Origin of the sequence: Campylobacter concisus (assembly GCF_015229955.1) — a bacterium.
In the GTDB taxonomy this organism is placed as follows: Bacteria; Campylobacterota; Campylobacteria; order Campylobacterales; family Campylobacteraceae; genus Campylobacter_A; species Campylobacter_A concisus_AT.
In genome coordinates, this window is sequence record NZ_JAAKYZ010000002.1 from 137,358 (window position 1) to 157,146 (window position 19,789).

The window sequence follows — 19,789 nt, forward strand, 5'->3', positions numbered from 1 at the left end:
ATTTATATCTTATTTTCTGAAAGTAGGATGTTTATATATGGATTTAGTAACGTCTCACCGCGTGCTGCGTAGAGCAAGACCTCTTTAAAGTAGTTGTCGTTTATGCCATATGTGTGAAACTCGTACGCTCCTATGCCGTATCCCATGGGAGTTATATCGACCCTTGAGTACCACGCATTTTGCGCTAGGATGTAGCGATTTGTATCTCTTGAATAGACATATAACTTGATCTTATCTTTGCTCTTTTGCGCCATATACCAGATGAAAGAATTTGTGATGTCGTTAAAAAAGTAGATGTCGCCATTTGGCATGATGGCTTGGGCTGTGTCGTTGTTATCAGCGATAAGCGTCCTACTCTCATAACATATAAATTTATTTGGCGTAAGTTGCTCGATCGGCTCTGATTTGCCGTTATTTAAAACTAAAATTTTATCATCACTTATATCGGCATTATAGGCAAGCACAGCTAGAACTAAAGCTAACAAACACAAAGAAAAAATTTGCTTTATCAAAATAAAAATCCTCTTAGCAAATAGTATTTGAGTACATAAAGCGAGCATATCAACACGCAAACACCTAACCAGATCGATGAAAATTTAAGCTTGTGTGAGTAGTTTGTCTTTGTGATAATCTCAACAAGATATGGCATAAGACCGTAAAAAACGCCTAGAAACAAACTGCCCCAGATGAGGTAGCCAACATAAAAATAATCACTTTTCAGCATGCAGTATGGGCATTTATGGTTTGGCTGTTCATAAACATAAAGGCCAAAAAAGTAGGTGATGGCATAGTAACTAAGCACCAAAAACAACAAATTTGCCACAAAGCTAGCCATACTTTGCTTTAAGAAATTTAGCACCAAAATAACAAAAAATAGCACGTAAAATACGCTTACTAAGCCAAAATTTGTATAGCCAAATGGTAGCTTTGGAGCTTGAAAAGTGACAGAGCAGCAAAAGACCGGCACTTTTAGTGGGATATTGTAAAAAAACGAAATTTCTATGCCAAGCTCAAGTAGTATCATGACAAAAAGGCAGATAAAAATGGCGTATTTTTTCTTTAGATAAGGGAAATTTAGAGCCTGCAAGTCAAGCTTATTTATAACCAGCCAGATACCAAGCCCAAAGATCAGCAAAATTTTAGTGAGCATCAATATACCACCAAATTTATTTGAGCCAATCACGCCAGCTGAACACATAGCACCAGGCACAATATCAGAGAGTTCGTTTAGGCAAAGCGCAAAGAATATAAACAATACGATCTTGATACAGACGCAAAAAAGCAAGATCGTATTTACAAGATAGTTTTGCTTTTCAAGCGAGTATTGAAGCGATGTTAGTGCGTTGTAATCCCACGATCTCACGATCCTAACAACGTAAAAGAGCGAAATACTCATCAAAACTAACAGTACAAACTCTGCTAACAAAAAGGCAATAACGGCGTTTGATAAAAAGACACTCATACTATCTCTCCGTTTTGCAAGCTGACAACCATATCTGTTGCACTTAGCTCATCAAAAATGCTATCGTGAGTAGCGACAATAACACTCTTTTTTAGAGCTTTAAAAGACTCTAGTAAGCCCAAAAATGCACGTGCATTTTGTCTATCTAAGTTTGCCGTTGGCTCATCAGCCAAGATGATATCAGCATCCATAGATAAAGCTCTAGCTACCGCGCATCTTTGACGCTCGCCACCACTTAAATTTGATACGTTCTCATCTTTTTTATGAGCGATATTTGCGAGGCTTAGAGCCTTTTTTATCATCTCATCTCGCACATTTGCCTTGAAATTTGTTAGAGCAAATGGAGCTAGTAAATTTTCATATACACTTAGCCCCTCAATGAGGTTAAAATTTTGAAAGACAAGTCCAAGCCTTTTGTGTCTAAGTTCAGAACAAAAGGCATCAGGTAGCTTCGCGATGTTAGTGCCATCTATCAAGATTTCTCCACTAGTTGGCTTTTGAAGTAGGGCGATAAGCGAAAGCAAGGTACTTTTACCGCTTCCACTAATGCCTTTTAGTATCACTAGCTCGCTGTCATTAATATCTAAATTTATATTTTTTAAAGCACAAAACTCATTTTGTTTGTTTTGGTTATAAACTAGGCTAACACCTCTTATATTTATCATTTTAGCCCCTCATTTATGTCACTACTTGCTACTCTCCATGAAGGTATGAGTACAAACGCCAAAAATGGTATCACACCAAAAACAAAGATCAAAAAGAGCTTATCAAACTCTAAAATAGGCGTGAAATTTGTAAAATTTAAAAGCTCATCACCTAAAAATATCCCTTTTAAAAGTGGAGCGTTTAATACAAAAACAAAGAGATAAGCCAGCATAACACCGAGTAAAAAAGCACTAACACTCACAATGAAATTTTGTATAAATTTTAAAAATATAATGTCTTTTATACAAAAACCAATGCTTCTTAAAATAGCTATTTCACGCTTTTTACTACCATAGGCGAGTGAAATTTGGTTTTTAAGCAAGACAAAGAATATAAGCATGACGCTAACATAAATGCTCATAAAAATTCCACCCTTATAATAGTAAAGGTGCCTAACCTTAGCCACCTCATCTTCTATACTAAGGGCGAAAGAATTTGGGTATAAATTCTCTATCTTTAAAGCTACTTCACTGATTTCATCGGTGTTTGGCACCTCAACATAGAGCTTTGTATACTCTTCATCTTTTAAATTTAAGATAGCCCTTAGCGTATTTGGATGCAAAAATATAGCGTTATTTGAGATTAAACCACTTTGTGCCGGCATGGTCTTTAATATCTTTACTGGTATCATGCGCTCTTCAGTTAGAAAATTAAAGCTCTCGTCGTAGTAAAGCTCATTCATCGCTGCCTTGACACCTTCTCCGACGATCATCTCATCTTCTTTTAAGCTATCATCTTCATATAGATGAAACCAAACACGCTTTTGAACGAAGTAGTACTCTCCATCAACCACGCCCCTTACATCACTTACGCCATCGATCTTCGAGATATCGTAGATATAGCCAGGGTGCATGAGATCATTTTTGCCAGCACGAAACGCGCTCACTACGATACTTGATCTATCTTTTACTAAATTTATAAGATCATGTTGGATCGATCCAGAGATGAAAAGTACCGAGCTTAGCACAAAAATAATCAATGCAAAGAGGCAAAAGCTAAAAAGGTGATCTTTCCTATCTTTAAAAAGCAGAACCACAGCATAGTTTATAAAATTTTTACCTATCATAGACAAAGCCTTTTTGCCCCTTTTGGTTGAAACTAAAAGCAGCATTTGCTCTTGTTATATTAGAAATTTCTCTTAGCTCATCTTGCTTTGCTTTATGATCAAAGCTAAGATAGTGTGCCGCTAAAAGCGTATAAGAAAGTCCAAAAAATAACGCCAAAAAAACTAGAAATTTCACACTATTTACCGATAAAATTCTTTATCTCGTCAAATCTTATGACACCTTTGCCAGCATGATCTTTTAAAAAGCTCTCTGCCTTTGCTTCGTCTTTAAATGGGATAAATTCATCGCCCATTGGTCCGTAAACGTTTGAGCCATGAACATAAAACGCATCTTTTGCATCAAGCTTTTCTAGCGTGTAATAATCACTCACATAAGCATCTTTCATTTTGCCATCCGCAAAGTAAAATTGTGCCATATCCTTTACACCATCAAAATAATAATCTTTGCCATCTGCTTTGATGAGTGTCGCCCATGGAGAATTTTTGACGAGCATGCCGCATACCGCACATCTTGCACCCTTTGGTACGACTATTCTCTCAGGTTTTTTTATTTCTTGTTTAGGTTTTGAGGCTTGATTGCTAGTACCTAAATTTGCTGGAGCGTCCCATAGATAAAGAGCAGCGGCTTGCAAGTGCTTGTCGTACTCTGGAGCTTTGTTAGCCTCTTTTGCGTCGCATACTTTTTTGAGATGAGCTTTTAGCTCAGAGATGGCTTTGAAGCTTTTGGCGTCCGTTTTAGCGCAGTTTGCTTCATAAAATTCTTTACCATGTGCATAAACGCCGTCCTCACGTTTAGCTTTTATCATTTTATTATCGCCTTCAAAATCCTGTCCAGCAATCTCGTAAGCTTTAGCAAAGTTCATTATCTCGCCGCCATTTTCTGCTTGAAATTCTTTTGCGTCAGCCTCGGTTGAAAAGGCGTATTTGCTATTTCTAGTCATTGTGCCTTTGACGCTACTACCAACTACGTAAAATGCCTTGTTTACATCGATTAAATTTAGATTTTTAGTATCCACAACTTGTGCATCGCTTGGGATCTTACCTTCTGTTAGCTCGTATAAGCAGTGAAGTGATGCTACTTGCTTGCCGTTATATACGTGATTGGTCTTATAAAATTTAACCAAATTCATTCCACAAACGGCGCAGTACTCCTTACCCTCGCCATTTCCTACTAGTGTAGCCTTGCTAGGATCCACGCTTTGAAACATCGGTTTCATTTTGACAGATTGTTCATTCGCCGAAGCACCAAAAAGTATGGTTGCTAGCAGTGCTGAACCCAAGATAGAACGTAAAATCATATTATCTCCTTTAGTATTTTTTATTTTTATATTTATAAGCTTTAAATGCCACTGGGCTAACTTTATCAAGCATCAATGCTTTCCTAAAATTTCTAAATTCTCGCACGCTTCTTTTAAGCCATTTTTGCAGCTTCTAGTAAAAATTTCACGTGCTTTCTCCACGTCTTCTTTTACGCCTTTACCTTCAGCTAGCATGATAGCGTAATTATTGCAGCCCTTTTCATATCCATATATACACGCTTGCTCATAAAGTTTTGTGGCTTTTGTGAGGTTTTGATCAACGCCTTGTGCATATACATATAAAAAGCCGAGATTATCACACCCTATGCCAGCTTCGTTTGCACAAGCCATTTCGTAGTTTGCTTTGGCTTTTGCATAGTCTTTCTCTACACCTTCACCTTGCGCATATAGATAGACGAGATTGCTACATCCTATGCCATCACCTGCCTTGCAAGCCTTTTCGTAAAGCTCTTTTGCCTTTTTAAGATCCTTTGTCACGCCGGTGCCATTTGCATAAAGCAAGCCAAGCTCCGTGCAACCCTCATTATCCTTACAAGCTCTTTCATAAAATTTAACCGCTTTTTCTAGGTCTTTCTCCACACCTTTGCCTTTTTCATAGGCGTAGCCAAGATTACTGCAAGCCATAGAAAAATTTTGATCGCAAGCTTTCTCATAAAGCATCGCCGCCTTTGCTTCGTCCTTTTTGACATTACCATCACCTCTGCTGTAAAGCACAGCTAGATTGTAGCAGCCTGATGCCTTTTTCTCTTTATCGCAAGCATCTTCATAAATTTGTGCTAGCTTGTTGTGATCTTCTTTTGCGTTTAAAGCCTCTTTGATATAGCCAGCATTTAATAGCCCCAAACAAGCAAACAATAAAACTAAACTCTTTTTCATCATATCTCCTAAATCTCTTTTATATCCTTACCTCTATAAGCAAAGGCGATTAGCAAAGCCAAGAGCATTAAAAGCAAATAAAGCAAATTTGAAACGCTAAATCCATCGCCATTTGCGTATGAGTGAAGTCCGCTTAGATAGAAATTTACACCAAAATAGGTAAAAATAACTGAACCAAAAGAGAGCACGCTAGCTACCAAAAAGGCAAAAATATTTTTTAATCTTGGGATAAATCTTAAATGAAGCGCAATGGCATAAATAATTATCGTAATGTACGACCAGCTCTCTTTGCTGTCCCAGCCCCAGTATCTACCCCAGCTCTCATTCGCCCAGACGCCACCAAGGAAATTTCCAATAGTTAGCAAGCTAAGTCCTATGATGAGGCTTAGCTCATCAGTTGCAGCGAGGTATCTTATCTGCTCACTAAGCTTTTGCTCGTTTTTTTGATTTTTTATAGCCATTAAAAGAAGCCCAAGAAGCCCAAGCACAAAGCTAAAGCCCAAAAAGCCGTAGCTTGCCGTGATGACACTTACATGCACGCTAAGCCAAAATGACTTTAAAACTGGGACTAGATTTGTTATTTGTGGATTTATAAAATTTAGATGAGCGACAAGCAAGCTTACACTTGCAAAAAGTGAAGCGGCTCCAAGAGCAAAGCTTTGATGTTTAAAAAATAAAACTCCAGCTAGTACACTTGCAAGCGAGATATACACTAAGCTCTCATAGGCATCACTCCAAGGTGCATGCCCTGAGATATAAGCACGAAGAGCTAAATTTAACAAATGCACCGTAAAGCCAAAATAAAATGCAAGGCTAAGCGCTTTTTCAAATCTAAATTTCTTTCCAGCAAAGAGCCTATAAAAGCCAAGAGCAAGCGAAACTAATCCAAGAATCATGTAAAAATATATAAGAAATTTAAAAATTTCCATTTGATTATAAAGCACTTCAAGCTCCACCTTTGCCTCGCTTGGCGCAAGAGAGCCTAGAATGCTTCTTTGATAGCTTGAAATTTTCTCCAAGCTCCTATCAGCCTCTTTACACTCGCCACTTTTTACACAAAGGCTTAAATTTTCTATATAAGCGCCTAAAATACTTTTAAGCTCACTTGAAATTTCACCTGAGCCAAAGGCTTCATTTACGCCTAGCCACGTTAATTTATCGCCATTTTTAGCTGGGATAAATTTTAAAATTTCCCCCTTTAGTGCAAGATACAAGACATTTAATCTCTCGTCAAATTTGATCACGTCGTTGTCAAATTTATCTCTTTTAGAGGCGGATTTTTCATTTGCAGCTTCTACAAATTTAGCCAGCTTGTACTCGCCATTTTCGTTAAAGACATCGTTAAAACTAGCAAATTTTTCATTAACACCCAAAAGCTCGCCTACGCGCTCACTTGTGATCTTTACTATCCTTTTGCCCATCCACTCTTTTGGCGAGATGGCAAAAGAGAGCATTAGCTCCTCGCTGCTAAGCCCAAATAGCGTCGTTTTGGTTGAAATTTTGCTTATCACAGCTCTTGAGTAAGAGCCAGCTGGAGCGATTCTGCTGTCAGCTTGAGTCAAAATTTTGGCAAATTTGCTTGCATGAGCGTCTAAATTTTTATTATTTTCATTGGCAAAATTTGGAGTTGCGCTTAATAAAAGAACAGCCAAAAATGCTATTTGAGAGCCTTTTATGAAATTTAGCAGCCTAAAAAATCGGCTATTTTTGCTAAATAAATTTGCCGCAAAGCCAACGCAAAGCAAAAAATATCCGATATAAGTTGGGATTTTGCCAGGATCACGGCTGATCTCAAAAGCACTTCCAAGCTCGTCAGGATCGTATGAAGACTGAAAAATTTTATAGCCATCAATCGTTAGTGGATTATTTAGCGAGATGTCGTACTTACTGCCAGCGATACTTACTTTACTTGTATAAGATGATGGAGTATTTAGCCCTGCATATCGCTCCAAAATGAACTCATCAAGTTTTAATGAAAATGGTAAATTTAAAGCCTTTGAGCTAAAGTAAAATTTCACCTCTTGCCCACCAAAACTTAGCACACTTGGCTCTAGCTCATATCCGGCTCCGCCTTTTAGCTTAACACTCTTTTTTTCGCCGTTAAAACTTATCTCTAAACTAAGCGTAGCAGGAGCGTTTTTCTCATCTTTTTTATATCCAAGCAAGTTAATTATAAATTCTTTGCCGTCTATAAAATTTTTAAACTCAAAGTCGTTTTTACCAAATAAGCTTAATTTTAATGGATAACTAAAATTTTCTCCAAGCATTTCGACTATAAGATAAGGCTTGACGCTTTGCATTACATTTGAGCTTTGCAAGGTTCTAAGATGCATAACGCCCTCTTCGCCAAAATACCTTGTAAGCGCAGCCCCAATGAAGATAACGATAAAAGCAAGATGTATCAAAAATGCGCCAAATTTTTTATACATCTTGGTTTTTACGATACTGATAGCCAAACAAATAGTGCAAGCAAGCATAACACACTCGTACCAAAGCGCTTCATAAACAAGCACTCTGGCCGTTTGTGTGTCATAAAAATTTTCTAAAAAAGTCGCAAGCCCTGCACCAAAAGCAAGAATAAATAATAATATCAAAGACAAGCGGTAGATATTTAAAATTCTCATCGCTCGCCTCTACCTTAAATGCTATAAGTTTGTCCCGCATAAAGTATAAACACCCTAAGCAGTAAAACACCAATAACAGCCGCTAATGAACTGATATAAAAGCTAAATTTTAGACTAGCTACTTTTTTACCAAATGCAAAATTTAAAACAAAAGGCACAATAAAGCCAACCAGCACAACACCAAGCCAAAAGAAATTTGCCCAAACGCCACTATAAAAAGCAACAGCTGCATTTTGCTGATAACTTGAACCAAGTAAAAGCGATACAAAAAGCATTAAAATGAGTAAAATTTCAGCTCCCAAAACACTAAATTCTACGCTATGAAGCGAATGAAGGTCGCTTGAGTGCGGATCTTCTTTAAATAAAGCTGCTGCGACCAAGCTACTGCCACTTATACCAGCACTTAGTCCTGAAGCTATAAATAAAGCTGGAAGCACAGCTGTGTTTAAGAGTGGAAATCTAATCAAAACTGAGATCAAAAACCCAGTATAAGCGCAAATTATTACAGCAAAAATAAGACAAATACGACTTAAAAATGGATAAAGCGGTATTAAAATTTTCATTATTAGTGCAAAAAGAGCGCTAAAGGATTTTAAACTTTTGGCTAAGAAATTTGAAATCTCATCATTAAATGCATAAAGGCACATCAAAAAGCTAAGCGGTATAAATACACAAAGTCCAGCAACACCGATAGACATAACTGATGTGAAATTATAATTAATCAAAATTTTCCAAAATAAAAGCGGCTTTTCAAGATCAGCTATCAAGCAAACCATACCAAGCATGATGCTAACAAATGCTAAAAGCGAAGCAGCCTTGAAAAATGGACTAAAGCTCTCTTGCTTTTTATAGTGTTTTAAAAGTATGGCAGCGATTAGCGCTCCACCACTCATACCAGCTAGCAAAAGATAAACAGCGATCGGCCAGCCCCACTCTACTCCATGCGAAAATGTTGCAGTAAAATTTAATGCACCATCCATCTTACACCCCCATTTTTACTTTAGGAATATATCTAAGACTTGGTTTTGTGCCAAGCTCTGCTCTTAGCCTTATGCTGTCTTTTACGGCTAGTAGCTTGTTGATGTGCGAATTTTCATCGTTAAGATCACCAAAGACGATCGCCTCGTATCTACAAGCTTCTACACAAGCTGGCTCTTTTTCGTCCTTTAAATTTGTATCTACGCAAAAGTTACAGCTTTGAGCTGAATGCGTAACCTTATCGATATATCTCACGTCATATGGACAGGCTACGATGCAGTATTTACAGGCGATACAATCATCTATGTTTGTAGTTTGTATGCCAGTTTTTTCGTCTTTATGGCAAGCCTTGGTCGGACAAACAGCTACGCAAGGCGCATCGACGCACTGCTGACAAGATACTCTTACAAATCTTTTATCTAGTAAATTTTTAGGATTAGTCTTATCTTCTATAAAAAGTCTCATCTGTCCTTTTGGGACTAAATTTACCTTTCTGCAAGCTATCTCGCAGTCTGTACAGCCAACACATTTATTTTGGTCAAATATCATACCAAAGTGTGGTTTTTTTACACTTTCTTCACTCTTAAAAGCAAAACCACTACTTGCCGCACCAGCACCAGCAGCCACAACTACCATGCTTTTTAAAAAGGCTCTTCTATTTTTTTGATTTTGCATTTTTAACTCCATTTTATATCTTAATGAGGCTTTTTAATGCCCTCATTTAGTTCTTTTTCATGAATTTTCTTTGCAGCCTCGGCTAATTCACCTGGCTTTAAGACCTTAACAAGCTCTATCTCAAAAACAATAGTCTCGCCTCCAGGTATGCCCTCCATGCCGCTATTGCCATACGCAAGTTCTGGCGGGATAACAAATTTAAACTTATCGCCCTCTTTCATGAGCATTAAGCCCTCTTCAAGACCTGGGATCAAATTTAGCATAGAAAGATGAGCTGGAGCCTCTTTTGTCTCATCAAAGACCTTACCATCGATAAAGCTAGCTTTGTAGTTTGCTATGATGATACTCTCTTGTTTTGGAGTCGCTCCCTTTTTGCTTGATTTTAAAATTTCATATTGCAATTTTGATTTTGTCGTTTTTACATTTTTATTTTTTGCATTTTTATCCATAAAAGCCTTGCCTTGCTTTAAATTCTCTTTAAGTATGGCGGCTTCTTTTTCTTTTACTATCTTGTCTAAATTTTCGGCTCTTTTGTTTAGTAGCTTTGCTATCTCATCATCGCTTAGTTTTAGCTCTCCTTTTAGTGCATCACTAAAACCTTTGATAACGGCCTCAGCATCGTAGCTAATGCCTATTTGTTTTTGTTCAAGTAACCCTTTTAAAACATATCCACCACTTGTTGCTCCCATAGCATAAGACTCATTTGAATCTACATTTGCAAGCAAGCCAGAAGCACTTAAGCTAAGAAGTAGCGTAAATTTTAAAACCTTATTTTTCATATCGGACCCTTAAGATTAAAGGGGCTAAAACTAGCCCCTAAATGCTATAAATTTTTATTCAAAATTCTTTGAGCTTCTTTTATATACTCTTTTGATGCATCGAGTTTTTGTTTAGTAAATTTAAATCCGTGCATACCCCACGAACCATCTTTTTCAACCATATCGATGATCTCTTGAGCATTTTGGATAAGCTCATAAACTCTTACTTTATCACTTGCATCAAGTTTTTTAGTCTCAAGTAGTGAGTAAAGCCCTTCAATACCAATCTTAACTTCAGAGAATTCATTCTTAACTGGAGTTTGCCATCCCATAACTTCATCATAAACTTGTTTTTGGTTTTTGAAGTGAAGTGTTGGTTTTAGCTCAGATAGTACTGGGCTGTGGCAGCCTTTGGTATCTTTCATATCTTTATCAGCCCAAGATGTTCTAGCGCATGCCCACATCAAGTCAACGTAGTTATGGCCGTTTTTATCTCTCTCAAAGTGCCAATCTTTAGCATCTCTTGGACCTTTAGCAGCATCGCCTGGTACTAGAGATTTCTCTTTTGGATCAACCATGATCTTCCAGATATGAGATCTTCTTTGAGTATCAAAGCCAGCGTTGTCTTGGAACTGAACAGCATAGAAATTCTCACAACTCATCATAAATGGCATGTGGCAAGATGCACAAGTGTTATCTTTGTGAGTATCTGCTTTAGATGCGATATATGCTTGAGTTTCGTGGCAATCTTTACACTCTTTTCTAATCTTTGGTTTAGTATAGAATGAGCTTAGATAACCTTGCTCTGAGTTATAGTTCATACCTGTTACACTCTTATCACCTACAACTGGACCTGTGTTATCGTGTGGATCGTGGCAAGTAACACATCTCATACCTTTGTCGTAGTGAGCTGTAAAGTATGATTGAGAACCTTCAGAACCACATCCTGGTCCCATTGATTTAAATTTAGAGCTTAAAGAAAGATCAAGCTTACCGTTATTAAGCGGATTAGCACGAGCTAGATCTGGACTAAAGTTAAACCTTTGGTGGCAACGTTCGCAGTTTGATGTTCTAAAATTTGTAGCCCCATCAAGGTGACCGCCAGCTCCGTGGCACTCCTCACAGCTTACGCCTTTTGAGATAGTGTGTTTTTGAAGCTCTTTGGCATTACCAAGTGCTGCGTAAAATTCTGCTTTTGATTTGAAATCAAATTTAACTGGGTGACAAACTTCACAATATGATGAGTTTGCTTGGAAGAACATTGACTTTTTGTGTTTTGCAGCGTATGAAGCTAGACCTCTGACATATCCGCCATTGTCGCCATACTCTTCAAGAGTGCCAGGAAATTCTGGGACAAGCTCTTTGATTTTCTTAACAGTTGCGTCGTCTAAATTTAACGCCCATGTTCTTTGCCATTGGTTACCACCAGCTACGATCTGACCTGTACCATCTCTTAGCAAACCGCCCTCAACGTAGTAAGTACCACGAAGTAGCCACGCATCAACGTAGCCCATTTTGGTTCTTAAGTGACCAACGGTTGCGTAGATAACATCTGGAGTAATACCTTTTGGAAGGATAGAAGCAGTATCTTTGTCAAATACTGGCTCAGTTAGGTTGTTATTAACCTCTGGGTGCTCACCAGGGAAACGCATAGTAGTTGCGTGGCGAGATCTGCTCCACACTTCATACTGAGCTGGGTGACACTCACCGCACTTTTCTGGTCCTACAAATTTATTAGGAAACTGAAGCGATGAAGTGGCTGGAATTCTATACATCATAGAGCTATAGCCCTTACCGCCATCTCTTTTACTAAGCTTTGACATATCAAAGCCATGTCCCTCGGCAAGCCACTCTAAGCCACGGTCGTGAACGACCATTTTACCGACGGTTTTACCACCATACTTTGTAAAAATAGGGTGGTTTTTAAATAACCAGTTATACATCTCTTGCTCTTCTACAACGTAGTCTTGCAAGGAGATAACACCTCTACTTTGCAGTGTGCCTTTAGGATTTGCGATAACATCACGTGCTTTATCGGACATCTGCATATTATGCTCTTCGCAACAGGCTTGTGAAGCGAAGATGCTAACACCCATGAGCAAACCAGCTAAGGCTTTTTGTAGATTTCTCATGTGCCCTCCTTTAAATTTTTTATCCTAAAATCAAAATGATTTCATACTGATAATACTAACACCAAAAAAGGGCAGAAAAGGGGGAATTTTAATAAATTATAAATTTTCGAAACTAATTGTAAATGTAATACTATTTTCATCTACATTTCTAGCAAAGATTAGAGCGTTATTTTTACTAGCGATTAACCGGCTCATATATAAACCAAGCCCGCTACCAGACTCTTTTGTGCTAAAGTGTGGCTCAAAGATAACCTTTAAAAACGAAGCCTTTATCGCTCCTGCATTATTTTGCACGCATAAATTTTTACGATTATCTTTTATAAAAGTATAAATTTTTATTACTCTTGGCTTTACATAGCTTTGTTTAAATGCATCTTTTGCATTATTTATAATATTTATTAAAATTTGAATTATTTCATTAAAATTTGCAAAAATCGTAAAATTTTCTCTTATATCGATCTCTATTTCGATTTGATATTTCTTAAGTGAGGCGTTTAGAATTTTTATAGTCTGATTTATCACTTCCTCTACGCTAAACTCCCTTTTTAAAGTATTTGGCTTAAAAAAGTTTTTAAAATCATCAACCGTTTCAGACATGAAATTTATCTGTTTGCTAGTCTCTTCTATAAACTCATAAATTTTTGCTTCATCAAGCTTTTTTCGCTCCTGATAGAGTTCTAAATTTATTAAAGCTGAGCTGATTTGAGCTAAAGGCTGCTTCCACTGATGTGAGATATTGCCTATCATCTCGCCCATTGAGGCTAGGCGGCTTTGATGTATCATTAGCTGTTCAGTCTGTCTTTTGCTCTCTTCGCCACGCCTATGCATCTTATAAACAAGTAGCAAAAATATCCCAAACACAAAGGCTATCGCGCCCATTATGATGACAACCTCTTTTAAATGGTAAGAAAAAATGGCACGTAGTGGGATTTTAAAAGATAGCATTGCCATCATCTCACTTGCTTCAGAAATTTTTCCATTTGAAATTTCATAACGATCTAACATCTGTTTTGGAGCACTTTCGCTATTGTGACAGGCTAGGCAAGATGTATTTTGACTTCTTATAGGAAGCCCTACAAAAAATTGTGAGCCATTTTCATCTTTTATAATCTTTGAAAACTCACTAAATTTATTCTCTTTAAAGCCTCTTAACACCTGCGCTTCAAATTCATTTGGCTCATGAGCTTTGTTTAAAGGCGCCATGGCGACTAGTTTGTAGTCAAAGTCAAGATTGTATTTTTTCTTTTGGATATTATAAATTTCACGGCTTATATATGAAGATGAGAGCAATCTCTCGTCAAAAAAATCCTCTTTTATAATGCCGTCACGCTTTAGCTGCTCTATTAGCGGACGCTGAACGCCTGCAATGTACTCTCTTACAGAATTTATACTCTCAAGCACATAATAAGCCTCTTTTTTGGCATCTTTCATTGCAAGATTATTATAAAAATTTAAAACAAGTGCGGATATTAAGAGATAAACAAAGATAAAAACACTAACGATTAGCTGAAATTTATATTTCACAAAGGTAACCTACACCGTATAAATTTTTAATCACATCTTTGCCAAGCTTCCTTCTAAGCTCTTTTACGATCGTCTTTATCGCCTCTTTGCTTGGCTGCTCATACTCCCAAATATAATCAAAAATTTGTTCATAAGTTATAGTTTGATTTTTGTTGTTTAAAAAATACTCTAAAAGCCTACTTTCACTCTTACTTAGATGAGAAATTTCGCCATTTATATAAAGTACTTTTTTGCCAAAATCGTATTCTACTTCATCATTTAGCCTAAGAGTCGGCTTGCGTCCAACAAGCTCTAAAGCAACGTCTTCTAGGGCTTTTATAAATGACTTTTTATCATATGGCTTTGCAAGATATCTTGTGATCTTTAGCTCAACCGCTCTCCATAAATACTCTTGCTCGACGTGGCTTGATAAGATCACAATAGGAATTTTTTGATTTATGGTTCTTACTTTTTTAGCGATCTCTAGGCCATCGATATTTGGCACGCTTATATCAAGCACCAAAACATCATAAGCATCGCTCATCGCTAGCTCAAGTGCATCATAGCCATCTGTTACGCCATTTACTTCGGCAAAAAATAGTTCCAAAGAAGCACAAATATTTTTTAAAATCGCCTCTTCATCTTCAAGGCAAAGGACCTTTTTGTTTGATAAAACGTCTAAAATATCATATTCTTGCATAGCTTCATCTCGCTTTTTGAGCAGATATTATCACTTGGTAGCTTAAAAAATAAGATTATCTAAAAAATAATTCATACCAATATAAAAGACATATTACTTTTAAAAATTAAACTATAAATTTTTGTTGAAGTGATTTGAAGTATTGATTAAAATTTTTCTATGAGTACTATTTTTGGATTTTTCTAAAAATTTTAGCTATCGATCAATTTTAAAAAAGAAAGATAGCTATATTTATAGTATAAATTTTAGTTACCTCTGCTTCCGGGTTTGATCGCTTTGCTTCCATTTTTACAAAGTGGGCAATGCTCAGGCTCATAAATTTCAAACTCAAAATTTCCTAAAGCAAAAAACGGCTTATCGCTTGGCAGTTTAGCATTTGGCTTAGCTTCATTATCTAAATTTGTAACCTTACAAAAGCCACGGTTTGCAAGCGCTGCAAAGCCAACTACCTCGCCGCCAAGGCTCTCTATCACTTGTGCTGCTTCAAGTGCCGAGCCGCCAGTCGTGATGATATCCTCACAAACGATAAATTTCTCACCCTTTTTTACCTCAAAACCACGCCTAAGACTCATTACCTTTTCAACTCGCTCTGTAAATATAAATCGCTTCTTTGCTGCGCGAGCTAGCTCATAGCCAGCTAAAATTCCTCCAAGTGCAGGCGAGCAAACGCTATCAAATCTAATGCCAAATTTCTCTATCACACGAGCAAGCTCGTCAGCTAGCTTTCCAGCCAAAGCTGGGTCTTCAAGCACCTTTGCGCTTTGGAGATAAAACTGCGAGTGATTGCCACTGCTTAGCAAAAAATGCCCCTCTAAATATGCCCCAGCCTCTTTATAAATTTTCTCTAAATCCATCGTTTTTTCCTTTTAAAATTTACTCAAAATCTTAACACAAGCCCACTTAAGCCACTCTTTTTAAAATTTAATAAGCCACACATTTGTATAATCTCTCAACACTCACAAAAAGGACGCTCATGCTTGTATTTAATCCTGTTGTTTTTAGCATTTTGGTAATGACGATACTTTGTCTATTGCGTTTTAACATCTTGCTTTCTATCCTTATCTCTGCTCTTGTTGCGGGAGTAATGTATAAGCATGGATTTAGTGGATTTGAAAGTGGCATTGCAGGTGGGATCGATAGCCTCTTTACAGCCCTAAAAGAGACTACACAAAGCCTCATAAGCGGTATGCAAGGCAATCTTGAAACATCGCTTAGTTATATTTTGCTTGGTGCTTTAGCAGCCGCCATCGCAAATACAAATTTAACTGCTATCTTGATAAATGCTTTGAGTAAATTCCTTAGCTCAAATAAAGTGATTTTTATACTAACTATTGCATTTATAGCCTGCTTATCTCAAAATTTAATCCCAGTTCACATAGCTTTTATACCTATTTTGATCCCGCCACTTCTTGCTATTATGAACAAAATGGGAATAGATAGACGTGCCGTGGCTTGTGCTTTGACATTTGGTCTTCAAGCACCTTATGTAAGCCTTAGCGTTGGCTTTGGTCTGCTTTTTCACAATATCTTAAAAAAAGAGTTAGCAAATAACGGCATAACCACATCTATCTCTGATATCTCTTCTGTTATGTGGATAGGTGGCGCTTCTATGCTTATCGGACTTATCCTTGCCATACTTTTTTATGGTAAAAAAAGAGTTTATAAAACTTCAAAATTTGAAAAAGAAGAGCTTGATGAGATCGAGCGCGCAAAAAGCCTTGAGATGACTAAAAAGGAGTGGGCGGTTTTAGCTGGTGCAGTTGTAGCTTTTGGTGTGCAAATTTATACTGAGCTGCTACCTCTTGGCGCACTACTTGGACTTTTGGTTATGGTCGTTTTTGGCGGTATAGAGTATAAAAAAGTAGATAAGATCATGGATAACGGCCTTGCTATGATGGGATTTATCGCTTTTATCATGCTAGTTGCTGCAGGTTATGGCACTATCTTAAGAGAGAGTGGTGGCATAGACGAGCTTGTAAAATACGCTAGCTTAGTATCTGGCGGCAAGATAGGCGGAGCATTTTTGATGCTTCTTATTGGTCTACTTGTAACAATGGGTATAGGCACTAGCTTTGGTACGATCCCTATTTTAGCTTCTATCTATGTGCCACTATGCGTTAGTCTTGGTTTTGGCGTACCAGCCATCATCTTGTTAGTTGGTATAGCTGCGGCTCTAGGAGATGCTGGAAGTCCTGCAAGTGATAGCACACTTGGGCCAACAAGCGGTCTAAATGCTGATGGTGAGCACAACCACATATATGATACTTGTGTACCTACATTTGTATTTTTCAATATCCCACTTATCATCGGTGGCATAGTTGGAGCTATGATACTTGGATAAATTTTGGCGTTAATTACGCCAAAATTCTTTTTATTTTTTCTACTTTTTATCAATATAAATTTTGGAACGTCTTTTGCTTTTAAAAAATATAAAAATTTAAAATGCAAAAAGGATAAGTCAATGATGAGATCACTTTGGTCTGGTGTTTCAGGCCTACAAGCCCACCAGATAGCCATGGACGTAGAAGGCAACAATATCGCAAACGTTAATACTTATGGTTATAAATACAACCGTGCAAATTTTGCTGATATACTAAGCCAAACTCCAAGAGTCGCTACAGCTCCACAAGGTCAGCTAGGCGGTCAAAATGCTATGCAAATAGGTCTAGGAACGACTATAAACTCAACTACGAGAATTTTCTCACAAGGCACACTAACATCTACTGATAAGCAAACAGACCTTGCACTTCAAGGAAATGGTTTCTTCGTCGTATCTCCAGATGGTGGAACAACAAGATACTATACAAGAAATGGTGACTTTGTCCGTGATAAAGCTGGAAATTTTGTAAACAATAGTGGCTATATCGTTCAAGGCTGGACAAGAGATGAAGAGACTGGCACTATCGACTCAACTGGACCGATAAAAAATATTGTGATCAAAGAGGGTCTTACTACTCCAGCAAGAGCGACAACAGAAGTAAAGATAAAAGGCAACCTTGACTCAGGCAATACCATAGGACAAAGAAGCACACCTATTTATTCACTAGACTCTGTTGCTGGCGGACGTGACTATAACAATGACGGAATTTTAAATGCAAATGAAGTCCACAATGAAAATGATGTAAATAACGATCAGTTTTATACAAACTCGAAAAAAGAGCAAAATTTAACAGAGCGTGGCGTCGATCTTGGTGTTACATTTGACGAGCTTGGAAATGGCCTTGCTTTAAGAGACGGACAAGGTATCTGGGTTAGCTATGCAAATGCTAAAACTGAAAAATTTACAGTAGGAAGTGGATTGCCACAAAGTATCGGACAGATAAATCCAAAAGCAACACTTAATATCACAATAAATGGTACTACTATAAAATCTCAAGATAATGCAATATCAAGTATCAGTGATGTTGCAGCTGCGATCAATGCTCAGTATAATAAAACTGGTGTTAGAGCTGAAATTTCAGAAGGTAATAAACTAACACTTATAAATAGAAATAACTCAGGCACTACTGAAGAGACAAAAAATATCCATCTAAAAATAAATGGTGGCAATACTGTTACTGGTTTAGCTGATAAAGATATCATCACAGCTTATCAATATGTCTATACAAGCTCACAAACAACAGCCGTTCATCCAAATAACGATAAAATCGCAAGACAAGTAACAACAACAGAAGATCTTCGCGCTGCTATGCAAGAAGATGCTAGAAACCACGTTGACTACAACGGCGACGGCCAAATAAGAGCAAACTCAGATGCACTTGATGCGGCGAAACTAGCAACCGCAGCACATAGAATAGCACCTGGAACTGGTGGAGCAGCTTTGGCTGGAAATCCATATCAAACAGATTATAATACTGCTTACAACAATGAAATAGCTTTAGGTCATACGCCAGATGATGCTCATGCAGCTGGTATCGCAGCACTTCAAGCACTTGCAGGTGATGATACAAATGATGGTGTAAAGATCACTGTAAATAAACTAGGTCAATTTCAACTAGAAAATCCATCAAATGAAGTAGCAGATCATGCACTTTATATGACAACAACTGCTCTTACAAAACCAGCTCAAGGTACAAATAATTCAGCTGTAAATGAAAATGTTAGACTTACAACTATTATGAAAGCACTTGATGGCGCACTAAGCCCGGGTCAAGCACTAAGAGCAAGTGGAAAGATGATGATGTCAAGCCACGGCTCAACGGCAGAAATTTTTGACTCACTTGGCTCAAAACACACAGTTAGTATCAAATGGACAAAGACAGGCACTACAACAGATGGTGGAACTGAGTGGAGCATGGTTATACAAGTACCAGAGCCAGCTAAGATAAACTACACAGGTGAAGGCCCGGATAATGTTATAACTGGAACAGCTAGATTTAACGCAAATGGCTCACTTGCAAGTTTCCACCCAGCAACGATAACATTTTCAGCTAACAACGGCTCACAAAGTGGCCAAAACATTAGTCTAAATTTTGGTCTTGGAACTGATTTTAACGGCTTAACAAGCTTTGATAAAGACTCATCAACTGAGTCAATCTCACAAGATGGCTACACAGGCGGCACATTAAACGGCATAAAAATAGATGAGACCGGAACGATAATAGGCTCATTTTCAAATGGTCAAAGCTTTGGCTTAGCTAAAGTAGCACTTGCTACCTTTACAAACAACGAAGGTCTTCAAAGCGAGGGCGGAAATGTCTTTTCACAAACTGCAAACTCAGGCGAAGCAGTCATCGGTGCAGCTGGCACAGGCGATAAGGGAACGATCGCAGCTTCAAAACTTGAAGCTAGTAACGTCGATCTAAGCCGTGCGCTAACAGATCTTATTGTTATCCAAAGAGGTTTCCAAGCAAACTCAAAAACGATCACAACAAGTGATGAGATGCTAAATACACTTCTTCAATTAAAACAATAATAACTAAGACTTTTACAAAAGGGAGCGTTTGTCTCCCTTTGAAATTTATGCTTTAAATTTACAAATAAAATCAGCC

General features: G+C 37.6%; 17 protein-coding genes. 2 read left to right on the top strand and 15 right to left on the bottom strand.

The window, feature by feature from the left end; translation table 11 throughout:
• Nucleotides 1–2: 2 nt before the first annotated feature.
• The 15 genes from G6W45_RS05030 to pyrE all read right to left on the bottom strand — a co-directional run bounded on the left by G6W45_RS05030 (nt 3) and on the right by pyrE (nt 15,652).
• Nucleotides 3–512: a hypothetical protein gene (locus G6W45_RS05030; RefSeq protein ID WP_085658404.1), complete on the bottom strand. Its 510-nt coding sequence runs from the start codon at nt 510–512 to the stop codon at nt 3–5.
• Entirely contained in the window at nt 509–1,462 is a 954-nt protein-coding gene (locus G6W45_RS05035) for a hypothetical protein (RefSeq protein ID WP_107697939.1), read from the bottom strand. Before G6W45_RS05035 ends, G6W45_RS05030 begins: the two co-directional genes overlap by 4 nt.
• Nucleotides 1,459–2,127 carry an ABC transporter ATP-binding protein gene (locus tag G6W45_RS05040; protein ID WP_194167733.1) on the bottom strand — a complete coding sequence of 223 codons (669 nt, stop codon included), beginning with the start codon at nt 2,125–2,127 and terminating at the stop codon, nt 1,459–1,461. Before G6W45_RS05040 ends, G6W45_RS05035 begins: the two co-directional genes overlap by 4 nt.
• Nucleotides 2,124–3,233 (bottom strand): ABC transporter permease, encoded by a 1,110-nt coding sequence (locus G6W45_RS05045; RefSeq protein WP_084041971.1) that lies wholly within the window; start codon nt 3,231–3,233, stop codon nt 2,124–2,126. The genes G6W45_RS05040 and G6W45_RS05045 overlap by 4 nt, the downstream gene beginning before the upstream one ends.
• The gene (locus G6W45_RS05050) at nt 3,223–3,408 is read right to left on the bottom strand and encodes a hypothetical protein (protein ID WP_194167734.1); all 186 of its coding nucleotides are present in this window, start codon (nt 3,406–3,408) and stop codon (nt 3,223–3,225) included. The genes G6W45_RS05045 and G6W45_RS05050 overlap by 11 nt, the downstream gene beginning before the upstream one ends.
• 1 nt (nt 3,409) lies before the next feature.
• Entirely contained in the window at nt 3,410–4,531 is a 1,122-nt protein-coding gene (locus G6W45_RS05055; protein ID WP_194167735.1) for a nitrous oxide reductase accessory protein NosL, read from the bottom strand.
• Between the two features lie 72 nt (nt 4,532–4,603).
• The gene (locus tag G6W45_RS05060) at nt 4,604–5,428 is read right to left on the bottom strand and encodes an SEL1-like repeat protein (protein WP_194167736.1); all 825 of its coding nucleotides are present in this window, start codon (nt 5,426–5,428) and stop codon (nt 4,604–4,606) included.
• An 8-nt stretch (nt 5,429–5,436) separates the two neighbouring features.
• On the bottom strand, nt 5,437–8,052 hold the full coding sequence (locus G6W45_RS05065) for a cytochrome c biogenesis protein (protein ID WP_194167737.1): 2,616 nt from the start codon (nt 8,050–8,052) through the stop codon (nt 5,437–5,439).
• Nucleotides 8,053–8,066: 14 nt separating this feature from the next.
• Complete coding sequence (gene nrfD, locus G6W45_RS05070) at nt 8,067–9,032, bottom strand: NrfD/PsrC family molybdoenzyme membrane anchor subunit (RefSeq protein WP_084109952.1); 966 nt, start codon at nt 9,030–9,032, stop codon at nt 8,067–8,069.
• A gap of 1 nt (nt 9,033) precedes the next feature.
• A complete protein-coding gene (locus G6W45_RS05075) occupies nt 9,034–9,705 on the bottom strand; it encodes a 4Fe-4S dicluster domain-containing protein (protein ID WP_194167738.1) in 672 nt (223 codons plus the stop codon).
• Nucleotides 9,706–9,725: 20 nt separating this feature from the next.
• Nucleotides 9,726–10,484, bottom strand: a complete 759-nt coding sequence (locus G6W45_RS05080; RefSeq protein WP_021090397.1) for an FKBP-type peptidyl-prolyl cis-trans isomerase — start codon at nt 10,482–10,484, stop codon at nt 9,726–9,728.
• A gap of 44 nt (nt 10,485–10,528) precedes the next feature.
• Nucleotides 10,529–12,595: a multiheme c-type cytochrome gene (locus tag G6W45_RS05085; protein WP_021090404.1), complete on the bottom strand. Its 2,067-nt coding sequence runs from the start codon at nt 12,593–12,595 to the stop codon at nt 10,529–10,531.
• 96 nt (nt 12,596–12,691) lie between these two features.
• Nucleotides 12,692–14,119 carry a c-type heme family protein gene (locus tag G6W45_RS05090; RefSeq protein WP_194167739.1) on the bottom strand — a complete coding sequence of 476 codons (1,428 nt, stop codon included), beginning with the start codon at nt 14,117–14,119 and terminating at the stop codon, nt 12,692–12,694.
• Nucleotides 14,109–14,798 (bottom strand): response regulator transcription factor, encoded by a 690-nt coding sequence (locus G6W45_RS05095; RefSeq protein ID WP_084109956.1) that lies wholly within the window; start codon nt 14,796–14,798, stop codon nt 14,109–14,111. Before G6W45_RS05095 ends, G6W45_RS05090 begins: the two co-directional genes overlap by 11 nt.
• A 245-nt stretch (nt 14,799–15,043) precedes the next feature.
• On the bottom strand, nt 15,044–15,652 hold the full coding sequence (gene pyrE / locus G6W45_RS05100; protein WP_194167740.1) for an orotate phosphoribosyltransferase: 609 nt from the start codon (nt 15,650–15,652) through the stop codon (nt 15,044–15,046).
• A 119-nt stretch (nt 15,653–15,771) separates the two neighbouring features.
• Here pyrE and G6W45_RS05105 point away from each other — a divergent pair, with 119 nt between their 5' ends.
• Nucleotides 15,772–17,139, top strand: a complete 1,368-nt coding sequence (locus G6W45_RS05105; protein WP_194167741.1) for a Na+/H+ antiporter NhaC family protein — start codon at nt 15,772–15,774, stop codon at nt 17,137–17,139.
• A gap of 120 nt (nt 17,140–17,259) precedes the next feature.
• Complete coding sequence (flgE, locus tag G6W45_RS05110; protein ID WP_194167742.1) at nt 17,260–19,713, top strand: flagellar hook protein FlgE; 2,454 nt, start codon at nt 17,260–17,262, stop codon at nt 19,711–19,713.
• Nucleotides 19,714–19,789: the final 76 nt, after the last annotated feature.

Bases quoted from the DNA above. Each gene is read 5' to 3' on its own strand.
- G6W45_RS05085 (WP_021090404.1), bottom strand. From the start codon at position 12,595: ATGAGAAATCTACAAAAAGCCTTAGCTGGTTTGCTCATGGGTGTTAGC.
- G6W45_RS05105 (WP_194167741.1), top strand. From the start codon at position 15,772: ATGCTTGTATTTAATCCTGTTGTTTTTAGCATTTTGGTAATGACGATA.
- G6W45_RS05075 (WP_194167738.1), bottom strand. From the start codon at position 9,705: ATGCAAAATCAAAAAAATAGAAGAGCCTTTTTAAAAAGCATGGTAGTT.
- G6W45_RS05055 (WP_194167735.1), bottom strand. From the start codon at position 4,531: ATGATTTTACGTTCTATCTTGGGTTCAGCACTGCTAGCAACCATACTT.
- G6W45_RS05045 (WP_084041971.1), bottom strand. From the start codon at position 3,233: ATGATAGGTAAAAATTTTATAAACTATGCTGTGGTTCTGCTTTTTAAA.
- G6W45_RS05065 (WP_194167737.1), bottom strand. From the start codon at position 8,052: ATGAGAATTTTAAATATCTACCGCTTGTCTTTGATATTATTATTTATT.
- G6W45_RS05040 (WP_194167733.1), bottom strand. From the start codon at position 2,127: ATGATAAATATAAGAGGTGTTAGCCTAGTTTATAACCAAAACAAACAA.
- flgE (WP_194167742.1), top strand. From the start codon at position 17,260: ATGATGAGATCACTTTGGTCTGGTGTTTCAGGCCTACAAGCCCACCAG.
- G6W45_RS05080 (WP_021090397.1), bottom strand. From the start codon at position 10,484: ATGAAAAATAAGGTTTTAAAATTTACGCTACTTCTTAGCTTAAGTGCT.
- G6W45_RS05095 (WP_084109956.1), bottom strand. From the start codon at position 14,798: ATGCAAGAATATGATATTTTAGACGTTTTATCAAACAAAAAGGTCCTT.
- nrfD (WP_084109952.1), bottom strand. From the start codon at position 9,032: ATGGATGGTGCATTAAATTTTACTGCAACATTTTCGCATGGAGTAGAG.
- G6W45_RS05035 (WP_107697939.1), bottom strand. From the start codon at position 1,462: ATGAGTGTCTTTTTATCAAACGCCGTTATTGCCTTTTTGTTAGCAGAG.
- pyrE (WP_194167740.1), bottom strand. From the start codon at position 15,652: ATGGATTTAGAGAAAATTTATAAAGAGGCTGGGGCATATTTAGAGGGG.
- G6W45_RS05060 (WP_194167736.1), bottom strand. From the start codon at position 5,428: ATGAAAAAGAGTTTAGTTTTATTGTTTGCTTGTTTGGGGCTATTAAAT.